The organism is Xanthomonas sp. DAR 35659 (assembly GCF_041242975.1).
GTDB lineage: Bacteria > Pseudomonadota > Gammaproteobacteria > Xanthomonadales > Xanthomonadaceae > Xanthomonas_A > Xanthomonas_A medicagonis.
The window spans coordinates 4,441,244-4,457,152 of sequence record NZ_CP162488.1; the positions used below are offsets into that span (position 1 = coordinate 4,441,244).

Genomic DNA, 15,909 nt, shown 5'->3' on the forward strand with positions numbered 1-15,909 from the left:
CATATATCGACATCGCACAGACATTCTTTAAGTCGAAGCTCTTAGACCAGTAGACAGATCGCAGACGGCCGAAAGGACGCGCTGATGGTGTTTGCTCGCGGAACTGGCATGGAAGAGACTGGGGACAGCGACGCTATAGCTCAACCGCCGTACAAGGCCTTGCGCGAGGCACCGGTCAGTTCGGCGGCCAGCTTGGCCGCGGTGGACGGCGGCAGGTGTTCGCTGAGCTTGGCGTAGACGCGGCGGCCCTCGGCCAGTTGCGCGTCGGCGTCGTCGCCGGCGCCCTGCACGATCAGCACGAACTCGCCCTTGCGCTGGTTGTCGTCGGCTTCGACCCGGGCGTGCAGGTCGGCCAGGGTGCCGTCGAGCACGGTCTCGAACAGCTTGGTCAGTTCCCGCGCCAGCACCGCCGGGCGGGCGTCGCCGAAGGCGGCGCGGCAGTCGGCCAGGGACTCGGCGATGCGGTGCGAGGCCTCGTAGAACACCAGGGTGCGCGGCTCGCCGGCCAGCCGCGTCAGCCGGTCGCGGCGCGCCGCGGCCTTGGCCGGCAGGAAGCCCTCGAAGCTGAAGCGGTCGCTGGGCAGGCCGGCCACGCTGAGCGCGGCGATCGCGGCGCAGGCGCCGGGCACCGGGCTGACCCGCACCCCGGCCGCACGCGCCGCGCGCACCAGGCGATAGCCGGGGTCGCTGACCAGCGGGGTGCCGGCGTCGCTGACCAGGGCCAGCGACTCGCCGCCGGCCAGGCGCGCGACGATGCGCTGCGCCAGCGCGTCCTCGTTGTGCTCGTGCAGCGCCAGCAGCGGCGTGGCGATGCCGAAATGCGACAGCAACTGGCCGCTGCGGCGGGTGTCCTCGGCGCAGATCGCGGCGACCGCGCGCAGCACCTCCTGCGCGCGCGGCGTCAGGTCGGCGAGGTTGCCGATCGGCGTGGCGACGATGTGCAGGGTTCCGGGCTGGGCGCTCATCTACGGCTTTCCATGGTCAAGGGTAGAATCGTAGCGGTTTTCCCCGGCGCGCCCGGCGTGCCCTGCCGAATGGACCAGAAATGAACAAGCGATTCGCAAGGATTTCCGCCCTGTCGCTGCTGGCGCTGCTGTTCGCCGGCTGCGCCACCACCAGCGTCACCCAGAGCGCGTCGCCGGCGCAGTCCGCGGCGCTGGCGCTGCTGGACCAGGGCAAGCCGCGGGAAGCGGCGCAGCAGCTCGAGGCGCAGGCCGCCGGCGCCACTGGCGGCGAGCGCAACCAGTTGCTGGCCGACGCCGCGTTCGCCTGGTACGAGGGCGGCGACGCCGCGCGCGCGCGCAGCCTGGTGGCACAGGTGCAGCCACGCCAGTTGTCGGGCCTGAGCAAGGTGCGCCTGGCCCTGGTCAATGCCGAACTGGCGCTGGCCGACCGCCAGCCGGCGCAGGCGCTGCAGGCGCTGGGCGGCGATCCGCAGGCGGTGCCGCAGAACCTGCGCGCGCGCTGGCACCTGGCCCGCGCGCAGGCGCTGGAAGGCACCGGCGACGCCACCGCGGCGCTGGACGAACGCGCCCGCGCCGACAACGGCCTGACCGGCCAGGCACGCACCGACAACCAGCGCGCGATCGTGCGCCTGCTGGCCGCGCTGGACGACGCCACCCTCAAGGCCCGCGCCGCCGCGCTGCCGGCCGGCGATCCGCTGTACAACTTCGCCGGGCGCGCGCTGATCAGCCGCGGCCTGCCGCTGCCGCGCCCGTTCGACCGTGGCGCGCAGTGGGGCTTCGACACCAGCAAGCGGCCGCCGGCCGAACGCGACGGCTACCGCCCGCCGGCCAAGCTGGCGGTGCTGCTGCCGCTGAGCGGCAGCCTGGCCACCGCGGCCGCGCCGGTGCGCGACGGCCTGCTCGCCGGCTACTACGGCGAGAGCCGGCGCCGGCCGGAGATCAACTTCATCGACACCACCGGCACCGCCGCCGGCGCGCTGGCCGCCTACCAGAAGGCGATCGACGGCGGCGCCGACTTCGTGGTCGGCCCGCTCGGCCGCGACGAGGTCAGCGCGCTGTTCGCGCGCGACGCGCTGCCGGTGCCGCTGCTGGCGCTGAACCGCGGCACCAGCGCGCCACCGGCCGGCAGTGCCGGATTCTCGCTGGCGCCGGAAGACGACGGCATCGCCGCCGCCGAGTACCTGCTGGCGCACGAGCGCCGCAACGCGCTGGTGATCGGCAGCAACGACGACAACGGCCGCCGCGCGGTGGCCGCGTTCCGCGAGCGCTTCAGCGAGCGCGGCGGCAAGGTCGCCGCCAGCGTCAGCGTGGCCGACACCCCAGGCGACATCGGCGCGCAACTGCGCAATGCCGGCGCCGCCGACGCGGTGTTCCTGGCGGTCAAGGGCGGCACCGCGCGCGCGTTGGCGCCGCAGCTGGCGCTGGCCGGCTTCGCCGGCAAGACCCGGGTCGCCACCTCGCAGTTGGTGCTGGGCACCGGCAAGCCGGAAGACGACCTGGTGCTGGACGGCATCGCCTATCCGAGCGAGCTGTGGAACGTGCGCGGCGTCGGCGGCCTGCCGGCGGCGAGCAGCGTCGCCGAGACCCTGCCGACCGCGCGCGGCCCGGCCGGGCGCCTGTTCGCGTTCGGCTACGACGCCTGGCAGATCAGCGCCTACCTGGAGAAGCTCGCCACCGGCGCCGACGCCAACCTGCGCGGCGCCACCGGCGTGCTGCACCTGGACGGCTTCGGCAACATCCTGCGCACCCCGGCCTGGTCCACCTTCAGTGGCGGGCGCGCCACGCCGCTGGCCGATGGGCGCTGACCGCCGGCAACGCGGCAACGACGTGGAAGCGGCGGCGCGCGCCGAACTGGAGCGCGCCGGGCTGCAGCTGATCGCCGCCAACGTCAGCTATCGCGGCGGCGAACTGGACCTGGTGATGCGCCACGCGCAGTGCCTGGTGTTCGTCGAGGTGCGCTACCGGCGCAACGACGCGTTCGGTGGCGGCGCGGCCTCGGTCGACCTGCGCAAGCGGCGCCGGCTGGTGCTGGCCGCGCAGTTGTTCCTGGCCGCGCACCCGCAGTACGCCACCTGGCCATGTCGCTTCGACGTGGTCGAGGCCGACGGCGAGCCGCCGCGGTTGACCTGGCTGCGCGACGCGTTCCGCGCCGACGACTGCTGACATGCCCAGCATCTTCACCCATGCCGCGGTCCCGTTGGCGCTGTGGGCGGCCGCCGACCGTGGCCGCATCTCCCCTCGCCTGCTCGGCGCCGGCATCGTCGCGGCGATGCTGCCCGACGCCGACGTGCTCGGCTTCGCCCTGCACATCCCCTACACCGACGCCTTCGGCCATCGCGGCGCCAGCCACTCGCTGCTGTTCGCCGCGGTGCTGGGCCTGCTCGGCGCGGCGCTGCACCGGCCCTTGCGCGCAGGGGTGCTGCAGGCGGCCACCTGGCTGTTCGTCTGCACCCTCTCGCATCCGCTGCTCGATGCGATGACCTCCGGCGGCCTCGGCGTGGCGCTGGCCTGGCCGTGGAGCGAGCAACGCTGGTTCGCGCCGTGGCGGCCGATCCGGGTCTCGCCGTTCGCCAACGGCTTCTTCAGCGCGCGCGGCATGGCCACCGTGCTGTCGGAGCTGCGCTGGGTGTGGCTGCCGCTGGCGCTGGCGGTGCTGACCTGGAAACTGCTGCAGCCGCCCGCGTCCCCTCCTCCTTCTACGCCACCATCGCGATGACCGCACCGCTGCCCGCCGCACTGCGCGATACCCTCTCCGCCCTGCTCGGCAGCGCCGGCTGGCGCACCGACGAGGCCAGCCGGCGCAGCTACGGCGAGGACGACTCGCGGCGCTGGGCGCTGGCCGACGCGGTGGCGCTGCCGCAGACCCGCGCGCAGGTGCAGGCGATCGTGCGCGCCTGCCGCGCGCACCGCGTGCCGCTGGTGGCGCGCGGCGCCGGCACCGGCACCGCCGGCGCCGCGGTGCCGTTCGACGGCGGCGTGGTGCTGTCGTTCGCGCGCATGAACCGCATCCTGCAAGTGCGGCCTGCCGACCGCTGCGCGGTGGTCGAACCCGGCGTGCTCAACGGCGACCTGCAGCAGGCGCTGATGGCGCACGGCCTGTTCTGGCCGCCGGACCCGTCCAGCGCCGAGATCTGCAGCATCGGCGGCAACCTCTCCACCAACGCCGGCGGGCCGCGCGCGGTGAAGTACGGCGCCACCCGCGACAACGTGCTCGGCCTGGTCGCGGTGACCGGCACAGGCGAGCTGATCCGCTGCGGCGGCGCCTACACCAAGGACGCCACCGGCTACGACCTGACCCACCTGCTGGTCGGCAGCGAAGGCACCCTGGCGCTGATCGTGGAAGCGACGCTGAAGCTGTCGCCGCGGCCGCTGGCGCAGGCCGGCCTGCGCGCGCTGTACCGCGACGCCGCCAGCGCCGCGGCGGCGGTATCGCGGCTGATGGCGCAGCCGAGCACGCCGACCATGCTGGAATTCATGGACCGCAGCGCGATCGCGCTGCTGCGCCGCAACGGCAGCGACGTGCCCGAGGCCGGCGCGATGCTGCTGATCGAGGCCGATGGCGACCACGACACCCTGCCTTACACGCTGCAGGCGCTGGGCGCCGCGGCGGAAGGCGACGGTCTGCTGGCGCTGGACGTGGCCGCCGACGGCGCCGCGCGCGACCGCTTGTGGGCGGCGCGGCGCGCGCTGTCGCCGGCGTTGCGCACGATCAAGCCGGGCAAGATCAACGAGGACGTGGTGGTGCCGGTGTCGCGCATCCCCGACCTGGTGGCCGGCGTGGAAGCGCTGGCGGCCGAGTTCGACATGCCGATCGTCGCCTTCGGCCACGCCGGCAACGGCAACCTGCACGTCAACATCATGTACGCGCCCGACGACGCCGACGAGACCGCGCGCGCGCAGGCCGCGCTGCCGCGGCTGTTCGCGCTGGTGCTGGCGCTGGAAGGCACCCTATCGGGCGAACACGGCATCGGCGTGGCCAAGCGCGATTACATGGCGCAGGCGTTCGATGCCGCGACGTTGGAGGCGATGCGCGCGATCAAGCGGGCGCTGGACCCGGACGGCATTCTCAATCCGGGGAAGGTGTTGCCGGAGCGGTGAGGGCATCCCGGGATCAGGGACCGGCAAATGGGCGCCCTGGGGTATCGATCACAGGCTACGGCCACGGCATCTCACGGCAGAGCCGGGCAACTCCCAGGTTGATTTAGGGGCCATCAATTTGTCTTTGCAGCGAGCCCTCGTGCGCCAGTTGAGTCCGGCGCCCAAGATAGGCTTGACCGGAACCAGACGTTAAGTGGCGCATGAATCTCTTTGCGCATCCTACGGGCGACTTGGACGCCAACTTTTCAGCAGCCTTTTCTGTGGACATCGGAATAAAGTCACGACTCCCAGAGTGATCTTTCTATAACCACCCATTTACCATCACGTCTTCTAAGAAAGGCATCGGCATTTTTCCCCGTTGGCGGAAATCCAAACTCGACGAACGCCGCATCGTGATCGAAGTAAATTTTCTCGACAGTAACAAATCTGGCTTGCCGGCTGCGCCCCAAGGATGACGAACGAATTATCTTAATATCGCCATTCACCACACCGCAAGCCTCTACCTTTTTCGGCATTCCATCCCACAGAAAAACAGCTTTCTGGGAGGGGAAAAGTGTAATTTTGCGTAGCTTTTGATCTCCGGGTCATCTGCTACGGCCCTTAGCACATCGAAGTGAGTGGAATTGCATCCTGTATCTTCCGAGGAACCGGGTGCATCCGAACACCCAAGCAGAGCAAGCGCAACATATGCAACTAAAGAAGGCCGAGCGCTTTTAGCTAGAATGCGGAATCTTCGTGCCATAGACTTAGAGTCGCTAACAAAACTAAGGAAGGATCCGTAGGCAGATGATCGAACAGGCAATCGAGAGCCACGCCAGATGGATATCGATGCGACGTTCGAATCGGATGCGTAGCTTGCCCATGCCTGCGAACCACGCGTGAGTGCGTTCCACGACCCAGCGATGGCGCCCCAGCCGGTCGTTGCGCTCGATCCCCTTGCGAGCGATGCGTGGCGTGATGCCCCGCTTCTTGAGGTGATGGCGGCAACGATCGATGTCGTAGGCCTTGTCAGCGTGCAGTTTGCCTGGCCAACGTCGTGGGCGCCCTGGCTTGCCGGCGATCGGCGGCAAGGCATCGACCAGTTCCTCGAAGACCACCGAGTCGTGCCGGTTGGCTCCGGTCACGCAGAACGCCAAGGGAACGCCATTGCGATCGACGATCAGATGCCGCTTGCTGCCGAGTTTGCCGCGATCGGTCGGGTTCGGTCCGGTGTACGCGCCCCCCGGGGGGAGGCCACACTGGCCGCGTCCAGGCTGGCTCGGCTCAGGTCCAGCTTGTCGGCTCGCCGCAATTCGGCCAGCAGAACCTGATGCAGGCGATGCCAGACGCCGGCGGCCTGCCAGTCGCGCAACCGGCGCCAACAGGTCATGCCGCTGCCGTAGCCCAATTCCAGGGGCAGTTCTTCCCATGGAATGCCGGTCCGCAGGACATAGACGATGCCGTTGAGGGCTTGCTGATCGCTGACGCGAGGCCGCCCTCCTTTGGGCGAGGGCTTGACTGGCGGGATCAGCGGTTCGATGCGCTTCCACAGCGCGGCGGGGATCTCTTTGCGACGGGCCATGTCGCTAATTTTGCCACATGCGAATCTGCGTTCAACTACGTTTTGTTAGCGACTCTTAGATCTTAACCCAGCCCAAGGTTTAAAATATATAAACACCGCTACTATGGCCACAAGCAGTCCATCAAGCACAAGCATCCACATGTCATGCCAAGGCGTTCCTCTCGCATACATTATCTTGGCGATGGCCATTCCGGATAAACACCCGACTAATGGAGGCAAGAGAATCGCGCCATATTTTATCTTCAGAGAAAAATAAAGAGTCGAGATTCCTAAAATTAGAACCAATGGTAAAGAGAAAAAGTACCAAGCACTCAATATAATAGCCGCCTGCAATAAGCTTAACGACTGAATTGGGGTCAAAGCAACAGCAATCAATCCAGGGGCGATTGCTGCAACCAGAAGTGAAAAAAACGCCCTACCTATATTCATCACTTCGGACACCCAGAGCTTGGGGAATTCTCATCGATAAACCGTTGCATCTGATCTCCCCATACAATCTCATTTACTATCCAGTTGACTATTCCGCCCTGCACACTCTTATGGTGCTGAACAGCGCTTGTGCCTTCTCCATAAGTATGCGCAATACCATTGGTAACGGTACGGGCCACATAGCCAGGATCAAAAAAACTGCCTGGAGCAGTAATATCAACCACCAAAGGCTGGCCTGTTTTCAAATCAATTGTTAAATAAGTAGTCACGAAGTTAGAGATGGGCAAATAAGGAACCCCAGCATCGTTCCTTTTAGTTCCAGATGATGTCGCAGGCCTAGCATTGGGTGATGGAGTCGGATGATTTATAAGATCCTGCATTACACCATTGGCATTTGCGTACCCAAGTTTACGTCTGACATCATAATGATGGTACATCAACTCGCTCCCATCAAAATCCTTCCATCCAAGCGGCGTTGGCAAACTAAACGAAGGACCGCCAGGATAATCACAGCGCGTAGTTCCGCCTGCTGATTTGCAAGACAGCCCGATGGGATCGATAGAAACCAGAGGCCTTGAGTTAATGTAGCCATAAGTCGAAATCCCACCACCCAACCCAACAGGATCGCTCTGCACATATCGCCCAGTGCCGGAATCGTAGTCGCGGAAGTAGTTTTGGTTGAATCCAGTCGCCGCATCGTACCGCTGCCCCGGGAAGCGCATATCGAACACGAACGCCGTGCCGTCACCATCCGGATCCTGGTTCGGTGGTGTGTTGCCGAAGGCCTCACCCTTCAGATCCCATTTCCAGATCGCCACGTCGCGGACCGGATCGATCACCGCACGTGGCGTGCCCAGATGGTCCGGCTGCACGTAACGCAGGCTGTTGTTGGCCAGCACGCCCACCGGCAGGTCATCCAGCCAGATCGCTTGCTGCAGCGGGGTGCCGTTGTTGTCGTAGTCGCCGACCCAATGGCCACTTTCGTCGTACAGCGTGTAGGTATTGGTCTTGCCCACCCGCCGCACCTGCTCACCGCGGCCGTTGTAGGCGTAGTTCATCACGACCGTTCCGGCGCGCTTGACCTGCCCGAGCCGGCCGCTCGCGCCGTACACCAACTGCAGCGCGGCGCCACCGATGGAGGTGGTGTTGCCGCTTGCGTCGTAGGTGCGCGCAGTCCCCGCCACCGCGTCCAGCCGGTGGTTGGTGGTCGGATAGGTGTAGGTCTGCGTGACGGTATTGACCTTGGCGCTGAGCCGGTTGCCGGTGGCATCGTAGCTGTAGCCGTCGATCACCGTACCGGTCGGGCCATCTTTGAATGCAGTCAGCCGGCCCATAGGGTCGTAGTCCAATTTGATCACCGGTGCGGTGTTGCCCGGCGCGGTCAGCGCGCTGAGATTGCCTACCGGGTCGAAGGCGAAGCCCACCGCCAGCCCGTTGCTGCGCGTGTCATTGACCGCCAGCGGGCGGTAGTCCTGGTCGAGCACCCGCTGCATCGGTCGGCCGTTGCCGTAGGTCCAGCTCGCCACAGGGCCGAACGGATAGTAGGTGGCATTGCCCAGCAGCACCTGCCGGGTGCCGCCGGCCGGGGTCACACCCACTTCCGTGACCTGGCCCTGCGCATTGCGAACATAATCCACCACCGCGCCATCGGGATAGGTGAGCCGGCTCAGCTGGCCTGCCTTGGTATACGCGTAGCGCAGCACGAACACCTTGCCGTTGGTGGTCTGCACCTTGCGCACCAAGTCGCCGAAGCGGTCGTAGCAGTAGTCGGTGCTGCCGCTGCCGTCCTGCATCCGGGTCAGGCGGCCGACCGCGTAGGTTTCGCCGCTGGCGCAAGTAGCCTGGCTGACGTCGTAGGTGTAGGTGACGTCGAGGCTGCTGGTCGGATAGGTGACCTGCGTCAACCGGTTCAGCGCGTCATAGCCGTAGGTGGTCTGGACGTTGCGCGCATCGGTCTGGGTCGCGCGGTTGCCGGCGCTGTCGTAGGTGTAGGTGGTGACGCCCGTATCCGGGCTGGTGAGCTTGGTCAGGTCGCCCAGTCCGTTGTAGGCATAGGTGGTGTCCAGGCCCTTGGGGTCGGTGACCTGGGTCAGGTTGTCCAGCGCGTCGTAGCCGAACTTGGTCTCCGCCGCGATGCCGCCCACGTCCTGCAGCGTGCGCGCCAGGCGGTTGAGCGGGTCATAGTCGTTCTGGGTGACGTGACCGAGCGCGTCGGTCACGGTTTTGGTGTTGCCGTTGGCGTCGTAACCGAAGTCGGTCGGATCGCCCTGGGCGGTAGCCTGCGTGGCCAGCTGGCCGAGCTGGTTGTACACGCGCGAGAGGGTACGCTTGAGCGTGCCCGATGCGTCCTTGGTGTCTTCCTTGGCACGATTGCCAGCGTTGTCCAGGGTGTAATGGATCATATTGCCAGCGTTGTCGGCGACATCGGTCAGTCGCTGCGCAGCGTCGTAGGTGAAGCGTATGAACGCACCGTCCGGCTGCGTGACCTGCTTGACCAGGCCAGTCGGCCAGTAGTCGATCAGGGTGATGCGGTCGTCACTTTCACCGCCGTCGTCGGCACCGCGGATCTTGCTGGCCGTCAGCCAGCCGCGTGGATGGTAGCTGTAGTCGGTGATCACGCCATTGACGTCCTTCACCGACAGCACGCGTCCGGCGCCGTCATAGGCCAAATATTCGGTGACATGACCCGAGGCGTTGGCGATGCTGTGCAGGTCGCCTTTGCGGAAAGCACAGATCCCGCCGGTGGCACAGCCGGCGTCGTCCGCCGTGTACCAGGCGTACGTAATAGTGTCCGCTACATCCGAGCGCGGTCCGTCAACGCTGCGCAGCAGGCCCACCTGCGGGCAGTCTTGCCCCACAGCTTCGCAGTAGGTCAGCGTGGTGGCACGCGTGTCGCCGGTGGCGTTGTCCCGCACCGTAATGCTGCTGGGCTGGAGACGTGCATTACGGGCGATGCTGGCTTCCCGATTACCTACGGTCCTTTTTACCAAGCGGTTGCTCTCTACCGCCACACGCCTCTCAGTGACATGCTGCCCAGCAGTGCCGGTTGCCTCGGTGGTGCTGGTTATGCTGATAGCACCTGCGATCGGATCGTCGGCCTCGGCATAAGCGTAGTTCGTCACAATGCCGCGACGATCCGTCACCGATTGCAGCCGTCGACGGAAGTCGGTGCCTTCAGGAAGATAGGTCCGGCTGATACTGCCATTGCTTTCGGCGATATCGTTGACCTTGCGTGGAAGACCGCTTGCACCGCTATCGGTCAGCGCATAGGTACTCTGCTTGCCCAACGCATCGGTAACAATCGTCGTACCAGTTTGAGTGTATTCCAGGCGCACGCCATCGACGCCGACATCGGTTTGGGCGCAATCGCCCGAATGGCGACTACAGATCACACGCCCCGCTGCGTCATAACCGAACCAGCTATAGCGGCGATTGTCTTCGGCGGTCACTCCGGTCAGGAAGCCCGGGAATCGCGTGTCCTCATAGTGATAAGTTCTGACGCCACCATCGGCGTAGGTGACGCTAGCAAGTTCTCCGGTCTGCATATAGGCATAGGCCGCTAATGCCTGGCCGCCCACCAGAACTGCCGATATCAGGGAGTCATCACCAGACGCAAGGTATTGGAAGTCCAGTCGGCGACCGGTCGAATGGGCAATACTGAGCAGACGACCGCGGCTATCGTACGCATAAGCCAACGATGTCCCATCCTCGAATTCGCGGCGCTGTATCAGACCCGAAGCGTTGAAGAGAATCCGCTCCTGAGCACGCGACAGCTGCCAACCAGTCTCTTGCTGCACCAACCTGTCGCCACTACCGTCATTTGCTTCGTAGTAGCCACCAATCTTCTCGAAGGCAGTCTGGGTGCCATCCGCCCCAATCAGCCCTACCTTCAGCTCTGTTCCCGGCGAAGAGGATGTACTGTCCACGCCAATGCTCAGACGCAGGTTATGCGAATGCGTCCAGCCAACTCCCAAGGCACCACCAGCCGTACTGGTCAGAGAATGATAGGTGCGGTCGAATCTGATCCATCCCAGATCGAAGTCGGGCTCGGGCTGCAGCTTGTCCCCGGTGGTGGGGTCGCAGGGATTTCCGGCAGTGTCGCACTGCTTTGGCAATACGCTACTGAAGTACTGGTTACCAGTGGATTCAAACCATGACGACATAACACACATGCCCAGATCATCCCGCCACTCCATGGCAATCGGATTCGGGCACTGCGCCTGACGGCTGCGCTGCGCATATAGATTGCCATCATTTCTAGAATGGCACTGGGACGTAGACGGATCGAAGTAAAAATTGACAACCCCGATAAGAATGTCCTCAGCGAGATCGCTCCCATCATCACCAGTTCCTCCGCAGGGTATTCCCGTCCACGGCTGAGTGATCGGAAACTCTGTGGCCGGACAAGGTGGATCCTGTGTGGCCCCAGCCTTCATCGCGGAGAAGAGCACCTCTTCAGAGTCATAGTACTGACCATCGTATTCGTATTCCCAATCCGTCGTGACAAGCTTGGCGGGCTTGAAGGTGTAGTCATAGATCACCTTATCCGGCAGTACTATTGTGTTTCGCACTGCCCACTCGAAAGCACCATACTGCTGATATATGGAAAAGTTCGACTCAATACTCTCCTGCGCCAGGCGTTCGGTGGCAAGCTTCTGAGAGCTGGACGCGACGATAGCCCACTCCTTCTTCACCTCCTGCGCGCCCACAGAGGCAATGCGGCCGAGCGCAAGCATCACCAGCATGCCGCACGATAAGATCTTCAGGAAACGTTCGAACATCCCTGCTCTCCTTTCCAGATAAGCACATAACGCTAGAAGCGAATAAAACGCAGAGCCACCTTAGACTCAGCTTTCAAGTGCAACACCACGATCACATAGGGTGTTAGCATGAAAAACACGACAGTCATCACGAGTTCCGACGAACGCGCGTTTCTGCAGATCGGGCCCGGCAACGATGTGAGTACCCGCCCTATTGCACGCCGACTAGGACGCCGTGCGCTCACGCTGTCGCGTGAAGGGATGCGCTAGAACGGACCTGTGTACACCACCAGTTTCCCGGGTAAGCGCTATCGGCAGTGTCGTAGCGCCTAAGGCCGTAAGCCCAGGCTCGTCGAGGGCAGCACTGTGTTTCAGAGCGTACGTGACGATCTGGTTACGTATCGCTGGCCGCCGCCCCAGCAGTTTGCCGCCAAGCTCATGCGGTTGCGCCTGCAAGTTGAGAGCATTTACCGCAAACGGGAAACGCACCTTGCGCATACGACCATCCTTGTCATCGTTGGATGGGATGCTAGACAAAGATCCTGCCAGTGGCAATCGGGCGAAGTAGACATCGCTCGAGCATGCAATCGCCGGCCATGACGGTTGCGGTTCGCTGTCGGAAAAAGATCCTCGAAAGCTTCGAAAGCTGACCGCGCAACTCAGCCGCCGCGCTCGCCGACGCCGATAAAGCGCAACCCCACACCCGGCTCGGTGGCGATATAGCGCGGCGCCACCGCGCTGTCGCCGAGTTTCTGCCGCAGCTTGCCGACCAGGATGCGCAGGTAGTGGGTGTCCTCCTGATGCGTCGGGCCCCACACTTCGCGCAGCAGCTGCGGCTGAGTGAGGACGCGGCCGCTGTGGCGCAGCAGCAGCGCCAGCAAGGCGTATTCCTTGCGGCTCAGCGGCAGCGGTTCGCCATCCAGGCGTACCTCGCGCAGGCCGAGGTGGATGTACAGGTGGCCGTCGTCGAATACCGGCTCGGCCTCGCCGGCCGCCGGCTGCATGCGCAGCAGCACGCGGATGCGCGCCATCAGTTCCTGCACGCCGAATGGCTTGGTCACGTAGTCGTTGGCGCCGGCATCCAGCGCCTGCACCTTCTCCGCCTCGCCGGCGCGCACGGTCAGCATGATCACCGGCACCGACGACCATTGCCGCAGTTCGCGCAGCACGCTGTGCCCGTCCTGGTCGGGCAGGCCGACGTCCAGCACCACCAGCTCGGCGCCGTGCGCGGCCAGTTGCGCCAGGCCGTCGCCGCCGCTCGCCGCCTGCAGCACGCGGTAGCCCTGCGCGCGCAGGCTGATGTCGAGAAAACGCCGGATCTGCGGCTCGTCGTCGATGACCAGCACGCGCGGTGGCGGAATCGGATCGGCGTGGTGCTCAGTCGGCATCGGGGCGGGGCGGCGGCGCGGCGGGTTCGATGAGCGGCAGGGTAATGCGGATCGTGGTGCCGCGGCCATCGGGACCCGGCAGCGCCTCGACGCTGCCGCCGTGCGCGCCGATCATGCCCTGGCAGATGGTCAGGCCCAGGCCGGTGCCGTGGCGGCCGCGGTCGCCGCGCTCGACGCTGTAGAACATGTCGAAGATGCGCGCGCGCTCGTCCTCGGGAATGCCCGGGCCGCGGTCGCTGATGTCGATGCGCAGGCGGCCGTCGACCATCGCCGCGACGACCCGGATCGCCTCGCCGTCCGGCGAGAATTTCGCCGCGTTCTCCAGCACGTTGAAGATCGCCTGCTCGACCAGCGCCGGGTGCACCCACAGCGTCGGCAGTTCCGCGGCCAGGGCGATATCCAGGCGTACTTCCGGTTGGTAACGCTGCAGGCGCCGCGCGGCCGAGCCGATCAGTTCGTCCACGCCTATCCAGTCGCGATTCAACGTCAGCCCGGTATGGCCGAGCCGGGTCATGTCCAGCAGGTTCTGGATGTAGCGGTCCAGCCGCTCGCCTTCCAACTGGATGGTCTCCAGCAGGCTGCGGCGATCGTCCGCGTCCATCGCCTGGCCGTAGCTGGACAGGCTGCTGGCGGCGCCGATCATCGCCGCCAGCGGCGAGCGCAGGTCGTGCGAGACCGAGGACAGCAGGGCGGAGCGTAGCCGCTCGGTCTCGCCGCTGACCCGCGCGCTTTCCAGGTCGGCGACCAGGCGCGTGCGCAGCGCGGCCTGGCCGATGTCCTCGACCATCGCCTCGGCCAGGCGCTGCTGCTCCAGGCCCGGGCGCTGCACGCCCGCGCCGAAGCGCAGCCCGACCACGCCGATCGCGCCGCGCTCGTGGCGCACCGGCAGGAACCACCAACTGGCGCCGGCCAGGGTGTCGGTGAAGCGGCCGGTGGCCTGGCCGTGGCGCTGCGCCCAGTCGGCGGCGCTGCGGTCCACCGCGGCCATCGACGGCGCATAGTCGTCGGCACCGGCGTGCGCGCGCTCCAGCGGCTGCAGGCGCAGCCAGGCTTCGGCGTCGAGCGTGCCGGCGAGCGCGCGGCGCCCGGCTTCCAGCACCTGGCCGAGGTCGGCAGCGCTGGTCAGCTCGCGGCCCAGCCGCTGCAGCGCGGTGGTCTGCGCGTTGGCCGCGCGCAGCGCCAGCACCTGCATGCGCAGGCGCGAGGCCAGGCGCCCGGCGACCAGCGCCGCGACCAGGAACAGCAGCACCGTGACCAAGCCCTGGCGCGCGCCGATGTGCAGCGTGTAGCGCGGCTCGATGAAGAAGAAGTTGTAGGCGAAGAAGCTCAGCAACGCCGACAGCACCGCCGCGGCCATCCGCGTCTTCGCCGCCACCATCACCACCGCGACGATGAACACCATCGACAGGTCGTCGATGCCGACCCAGCGCTCGGCGATCCAGCCCACCGCCACCGCCAGCAGCGAGGCCACCGTGGCGAAGGCCAGGTCGTCGCGCGACAGCCAGTGGCCGGGGCTGCGCCAGCGCCGCCGCGCGCGGGCGCGCGCTTCGGGCGAGCTGATGATCACCAGTTCGTAGTGCGCGCCGCGTTGCAGCAGTTGCTGGGTCAGGGTGCGGTTGATCATGCGCGCCAGCGGACGCTCGCGGGTGCGGCCCAGCACCAGGGTGGACACGCCGCTGCGCGCGGCGTGGTCGAGCAGGGTGTCGGCGACGTTGGCGCCGTGCAGCAGCGCGGCCTCGCCGCCGAGCCGGCGCGCCAGCGCGAACGCGCGGTCGATCTCCAACTGCCAGTCCGCATCCGGCTGCGCGTGGGTCTGCACGGTGACCACCGTCCACGGCGCGCCGCGGCGCTCGGCCAGGCGCCGCGCCACCCGCACCAGGTAGTCGGACTGGCCGCGCCCGTCGATCGCCACCATCACCGTGCGCCGCAGCGCGACACTGGGACGGCCCTGTGCGGCCTGCACGTCGCGCAGATCGTTGTCGACGCGGTCGGCGGCGGTCTGCATCGCCAGTTCGCGCAGCGCGGCCAGGTTCGACGGCGAGAAGAACGCCTGCAGCGCCTGCCCGGCCTGCTCGGGCAGGTACACCTTGCCTTGCTGCAGGCGTTCGATCAGCTCGCGCGGCGGCAGGTCGACCAGCACGATGTCGCGCAGGCGGTCGAACAGCGCATCGGGCACGGTCTCGCTGACGCGCACGCCGGTGATGCGGTGGACCACATCGTTGAGGCTTTCCAGGTGCTGGATGTTGATCGTGCTGTAGACGTCGATGCCGGCATCGAGCAGCTCCTGCACGTCCTGCCAGCGCCGCTCGTGGCGGCTGCCCGGCGCGTTGCGGTGCGCCAGTTCGTCGACCAGCACCAACGGCGGGCGCCGCGCCAGCAGCGCATCCAGGTCCAGTTCGTCGAGCGTGCGGCCGCGGTACTCCACGCGCCGCCGCGGCTGCACGGTCAAGCCATCGAGCAAGGCCGCGGTCTCGGCGCGGCCGTGGGTCTCGACGATGCCGACGACCACCTCGCTGCCCTGCTGCTGCAGTTGCCGCGCGCGCGACAGCATCGCGTAGGTCTTGCCCACCCCCGGCGCCGCGCCCAGGAACACGGTCAGGCGCCCGCCGCGCTCGCGTTGCAGCGCGCCGATCAGGGCGTCGGCTTGTTGGGTGCGGGGATCGGGCATCGAAGGGCCGGGATTGGGGATTCGAAATTGGGGATTCGCG

10 protein-coding genes are annotated in these 15,909 nt (G+C 66.2%); 4 read left to right on the forward strand and 6 right to left on the reverse strand.

Annotated features, from left to right (window positions below; translation table 11 throughout):
* Positions 1-140 precede the first annotated feature (140 nt).
* On the reverse strand, positions 141-965 hold the full coding sequence (gene rsmI, locus AB3X07_RS18815; protein WP_369940262.1) for a 16S rRNA (cytidine(1402)-2'-O)-methyltransferase: 825 nt from the start codon (positions 963-965) through the stop codon (positions 141-143).
* An 80-nt stretch (positions 966-1,045) separates the two neighbouring features.
* On the opposite strand from rsmI, the gene AB3X07_RS18820 reads away from it, so the two are divergent.
* The 4 genes from AB3X07_RS18820 to AB3X07_RS18835 are packed head-to-tail and all read left to right on the forward strand — an operon-like array spanning position 1,046 to position 5,063.
* Entirely contained in the window at positions 1,046-2,770 is a 1,725-nt protein-coding gene (locus tag AB3X07_RS18820; RefSeq protein ID WP_369940263.1) for a penicillin-binding protein activator, read from the forward strand.
* Positions 2,760-3,128 carry a YraN family protein gene (locus AB3X07_RS18825; RefSeq protein WP_369940265.1) on the forward strand — a complete coding sequence of 123 codons (369 nt, stop codon included), beginning with the start codon at positions 2,760-2,762 and terminating at the stop codon, positions 3,126-3,128. Before AB3X07_RS18820 ends, AB3X07_RS18825 begins: the two co-directional genes overlap by 11 nt.
* A gap of 1 nt (position 3,129) precedes the next feature.
* Positions 3,130-3,681, forward strand: coding sequence for a metal-dependent hydrolase (locus AB3X07_RS18830; protein ID WP_369940266.1), 552 nt, complete (start codon positions 3,130-3,132; stop codon positions 3,679-3,681).
* Complete coding sequence (locus AB3X07_RS18835; protein WP_369940267.1) at positions 3,678-5,063, forward strand: FAD-binding oxidoreductase; 1,386 nt, start codon at positions 3,678-3,680, stop codon at positions 5,061-5,063. Before AB3X07_RS18830 ends, AB3X07_RS18835 begins: the two co-directional genes overlap by 4 nt.
* Before the next feature lie 764 nt (positions 5,064-5,827).
* Here the strand turns inward: AB3X07_RS18835 and AB3X07_RS18840 are convergent.
* The 5 genes from AB3X07_RS18840 to AB3X07_RS18860 form a co-directional block, all read right to left on the reverse strand.
* Positions 5,828-6,624 (reverse strand): IS5 family transposase gene (locus AB3X07_RS18840; protein ID WP_369940269.1). Its coding sequence is split into 2 segments (ribosomal slippage): positions 5,828-6,294 and positions 6,294-6,624, totalling 798 coding nucleotides; the frame shifts between segments, so codons are not numbered across the junction.
* Between the two features lie 45 nt (positions 6,625-6,669).
* A complete protein-coding gene (locus tag AB3X07_RS18845) occupies positions 6,670-7,065 on the reverse strand; it encodes a hypothetical protein (RefSeq protein WP_369940270.1) in 396 nt (131 codons plus the stop codon).
* Positions 7,053-11,834 (reverse strand): RHS repeat-associated core domain-containing protein, encoded by a 4,782-nt coding sequence (locus AB3X07_RS18850; RefSeq protein ID WP_369940271.1) that lies wholly within the window; start codon positions 11,832-11,834, stop codon positions 7,053-7,055. The genes AB3X07_RS18845 and AB3X07_RS18850 overlap by 13 nt, the downstream gene beginning before the upstream one ends.
* Positions 11,835-12,472: 638 nt before the next feature.
* Positions 12,473-13,201, reverse strand: a complete 729-nt coding sequence (locus tag AB3X07_RS18855; protein WP_369940273.1) for a response regulator — start codon at positions 13,199-13,201, stop codon at positions 12,473-12,475.
* Positions 13,191-15,869, reverse strand: coding sequence for an ATP-binding protein (locus AB3X07_RS18860; RefSeq protein WP_369940274.1), 2,679 nt, complete (start codon positions 15,867-15,869; stop codon positions 13,191-13,193). The genes AB3X07_RS18855 and AB3X07_RS18860 overlap by 11 nt, the downstream gene beginning before the upstream one ends.
* Between the last annotated feature and the right edge of the window lie 40 nt (positions 15,870-15,909).

Bases quoted from the DNA above. Each gene is read 5' to 3' on its own strand.
- rsmI (WP_369940262.1), bottom strand. From the start codon at position 965: ATGAGCGCCCAGCCCGGAACCCTGCACATCGTCGCCACGCCGATCGGC.
- AB3X07_RS18820 (WP_369940263.1), top strand. From the start codon at position 1,046: ATGAACAAGCGATTCGCAAGGATTTCCGCCCTGTCGCTGCTGGCGCTG.
- AB3X07_RS18825 (WP_369940265.1), top strand. From the start codon at position 2,760: ATGGGCGCTGACCGCCGGCAACGCGGCAACGACGTGGAAGCGGCGGCG.
- AB3X07_RS18830 (WP_369940266.1), top strand. From the start codon at position 3,130: ATGCCCAGCATCTTCACCCATGCCGCGGTCCCGTTGGCGCTGTGGGCG.
- AB3X07_RS18835 (WP_369940267.1), top strand. From the start codon at position 3,678: ATGACCGCACCGCTGCCCGCCGCACTGCGCGATACCCTCTCCGCCCTG.
- AB3X07_RS18850 (WP_369940271.1), bottom strand. From the start codon at position 11,834: ATGTTCGAACGTTTCCTGAAGATCTTATCGTGCGGCATGCTGGTGATG.
- AB3X07_RS18855 (WP_369940273.1), bottom strand. From the start codon at position 13,201: ATGCCGACTGAGCACCACGCCGATCCGATTCCGCCACCGCGCGTGCTG.
- AB3X07_RS18860 (WP_369940274.1), bottom strand. From the start codon at position 15,869: ATGCCCGATCCCCGCACCCAACAAGCCGACGCCCTGATCGGCGCGCTG.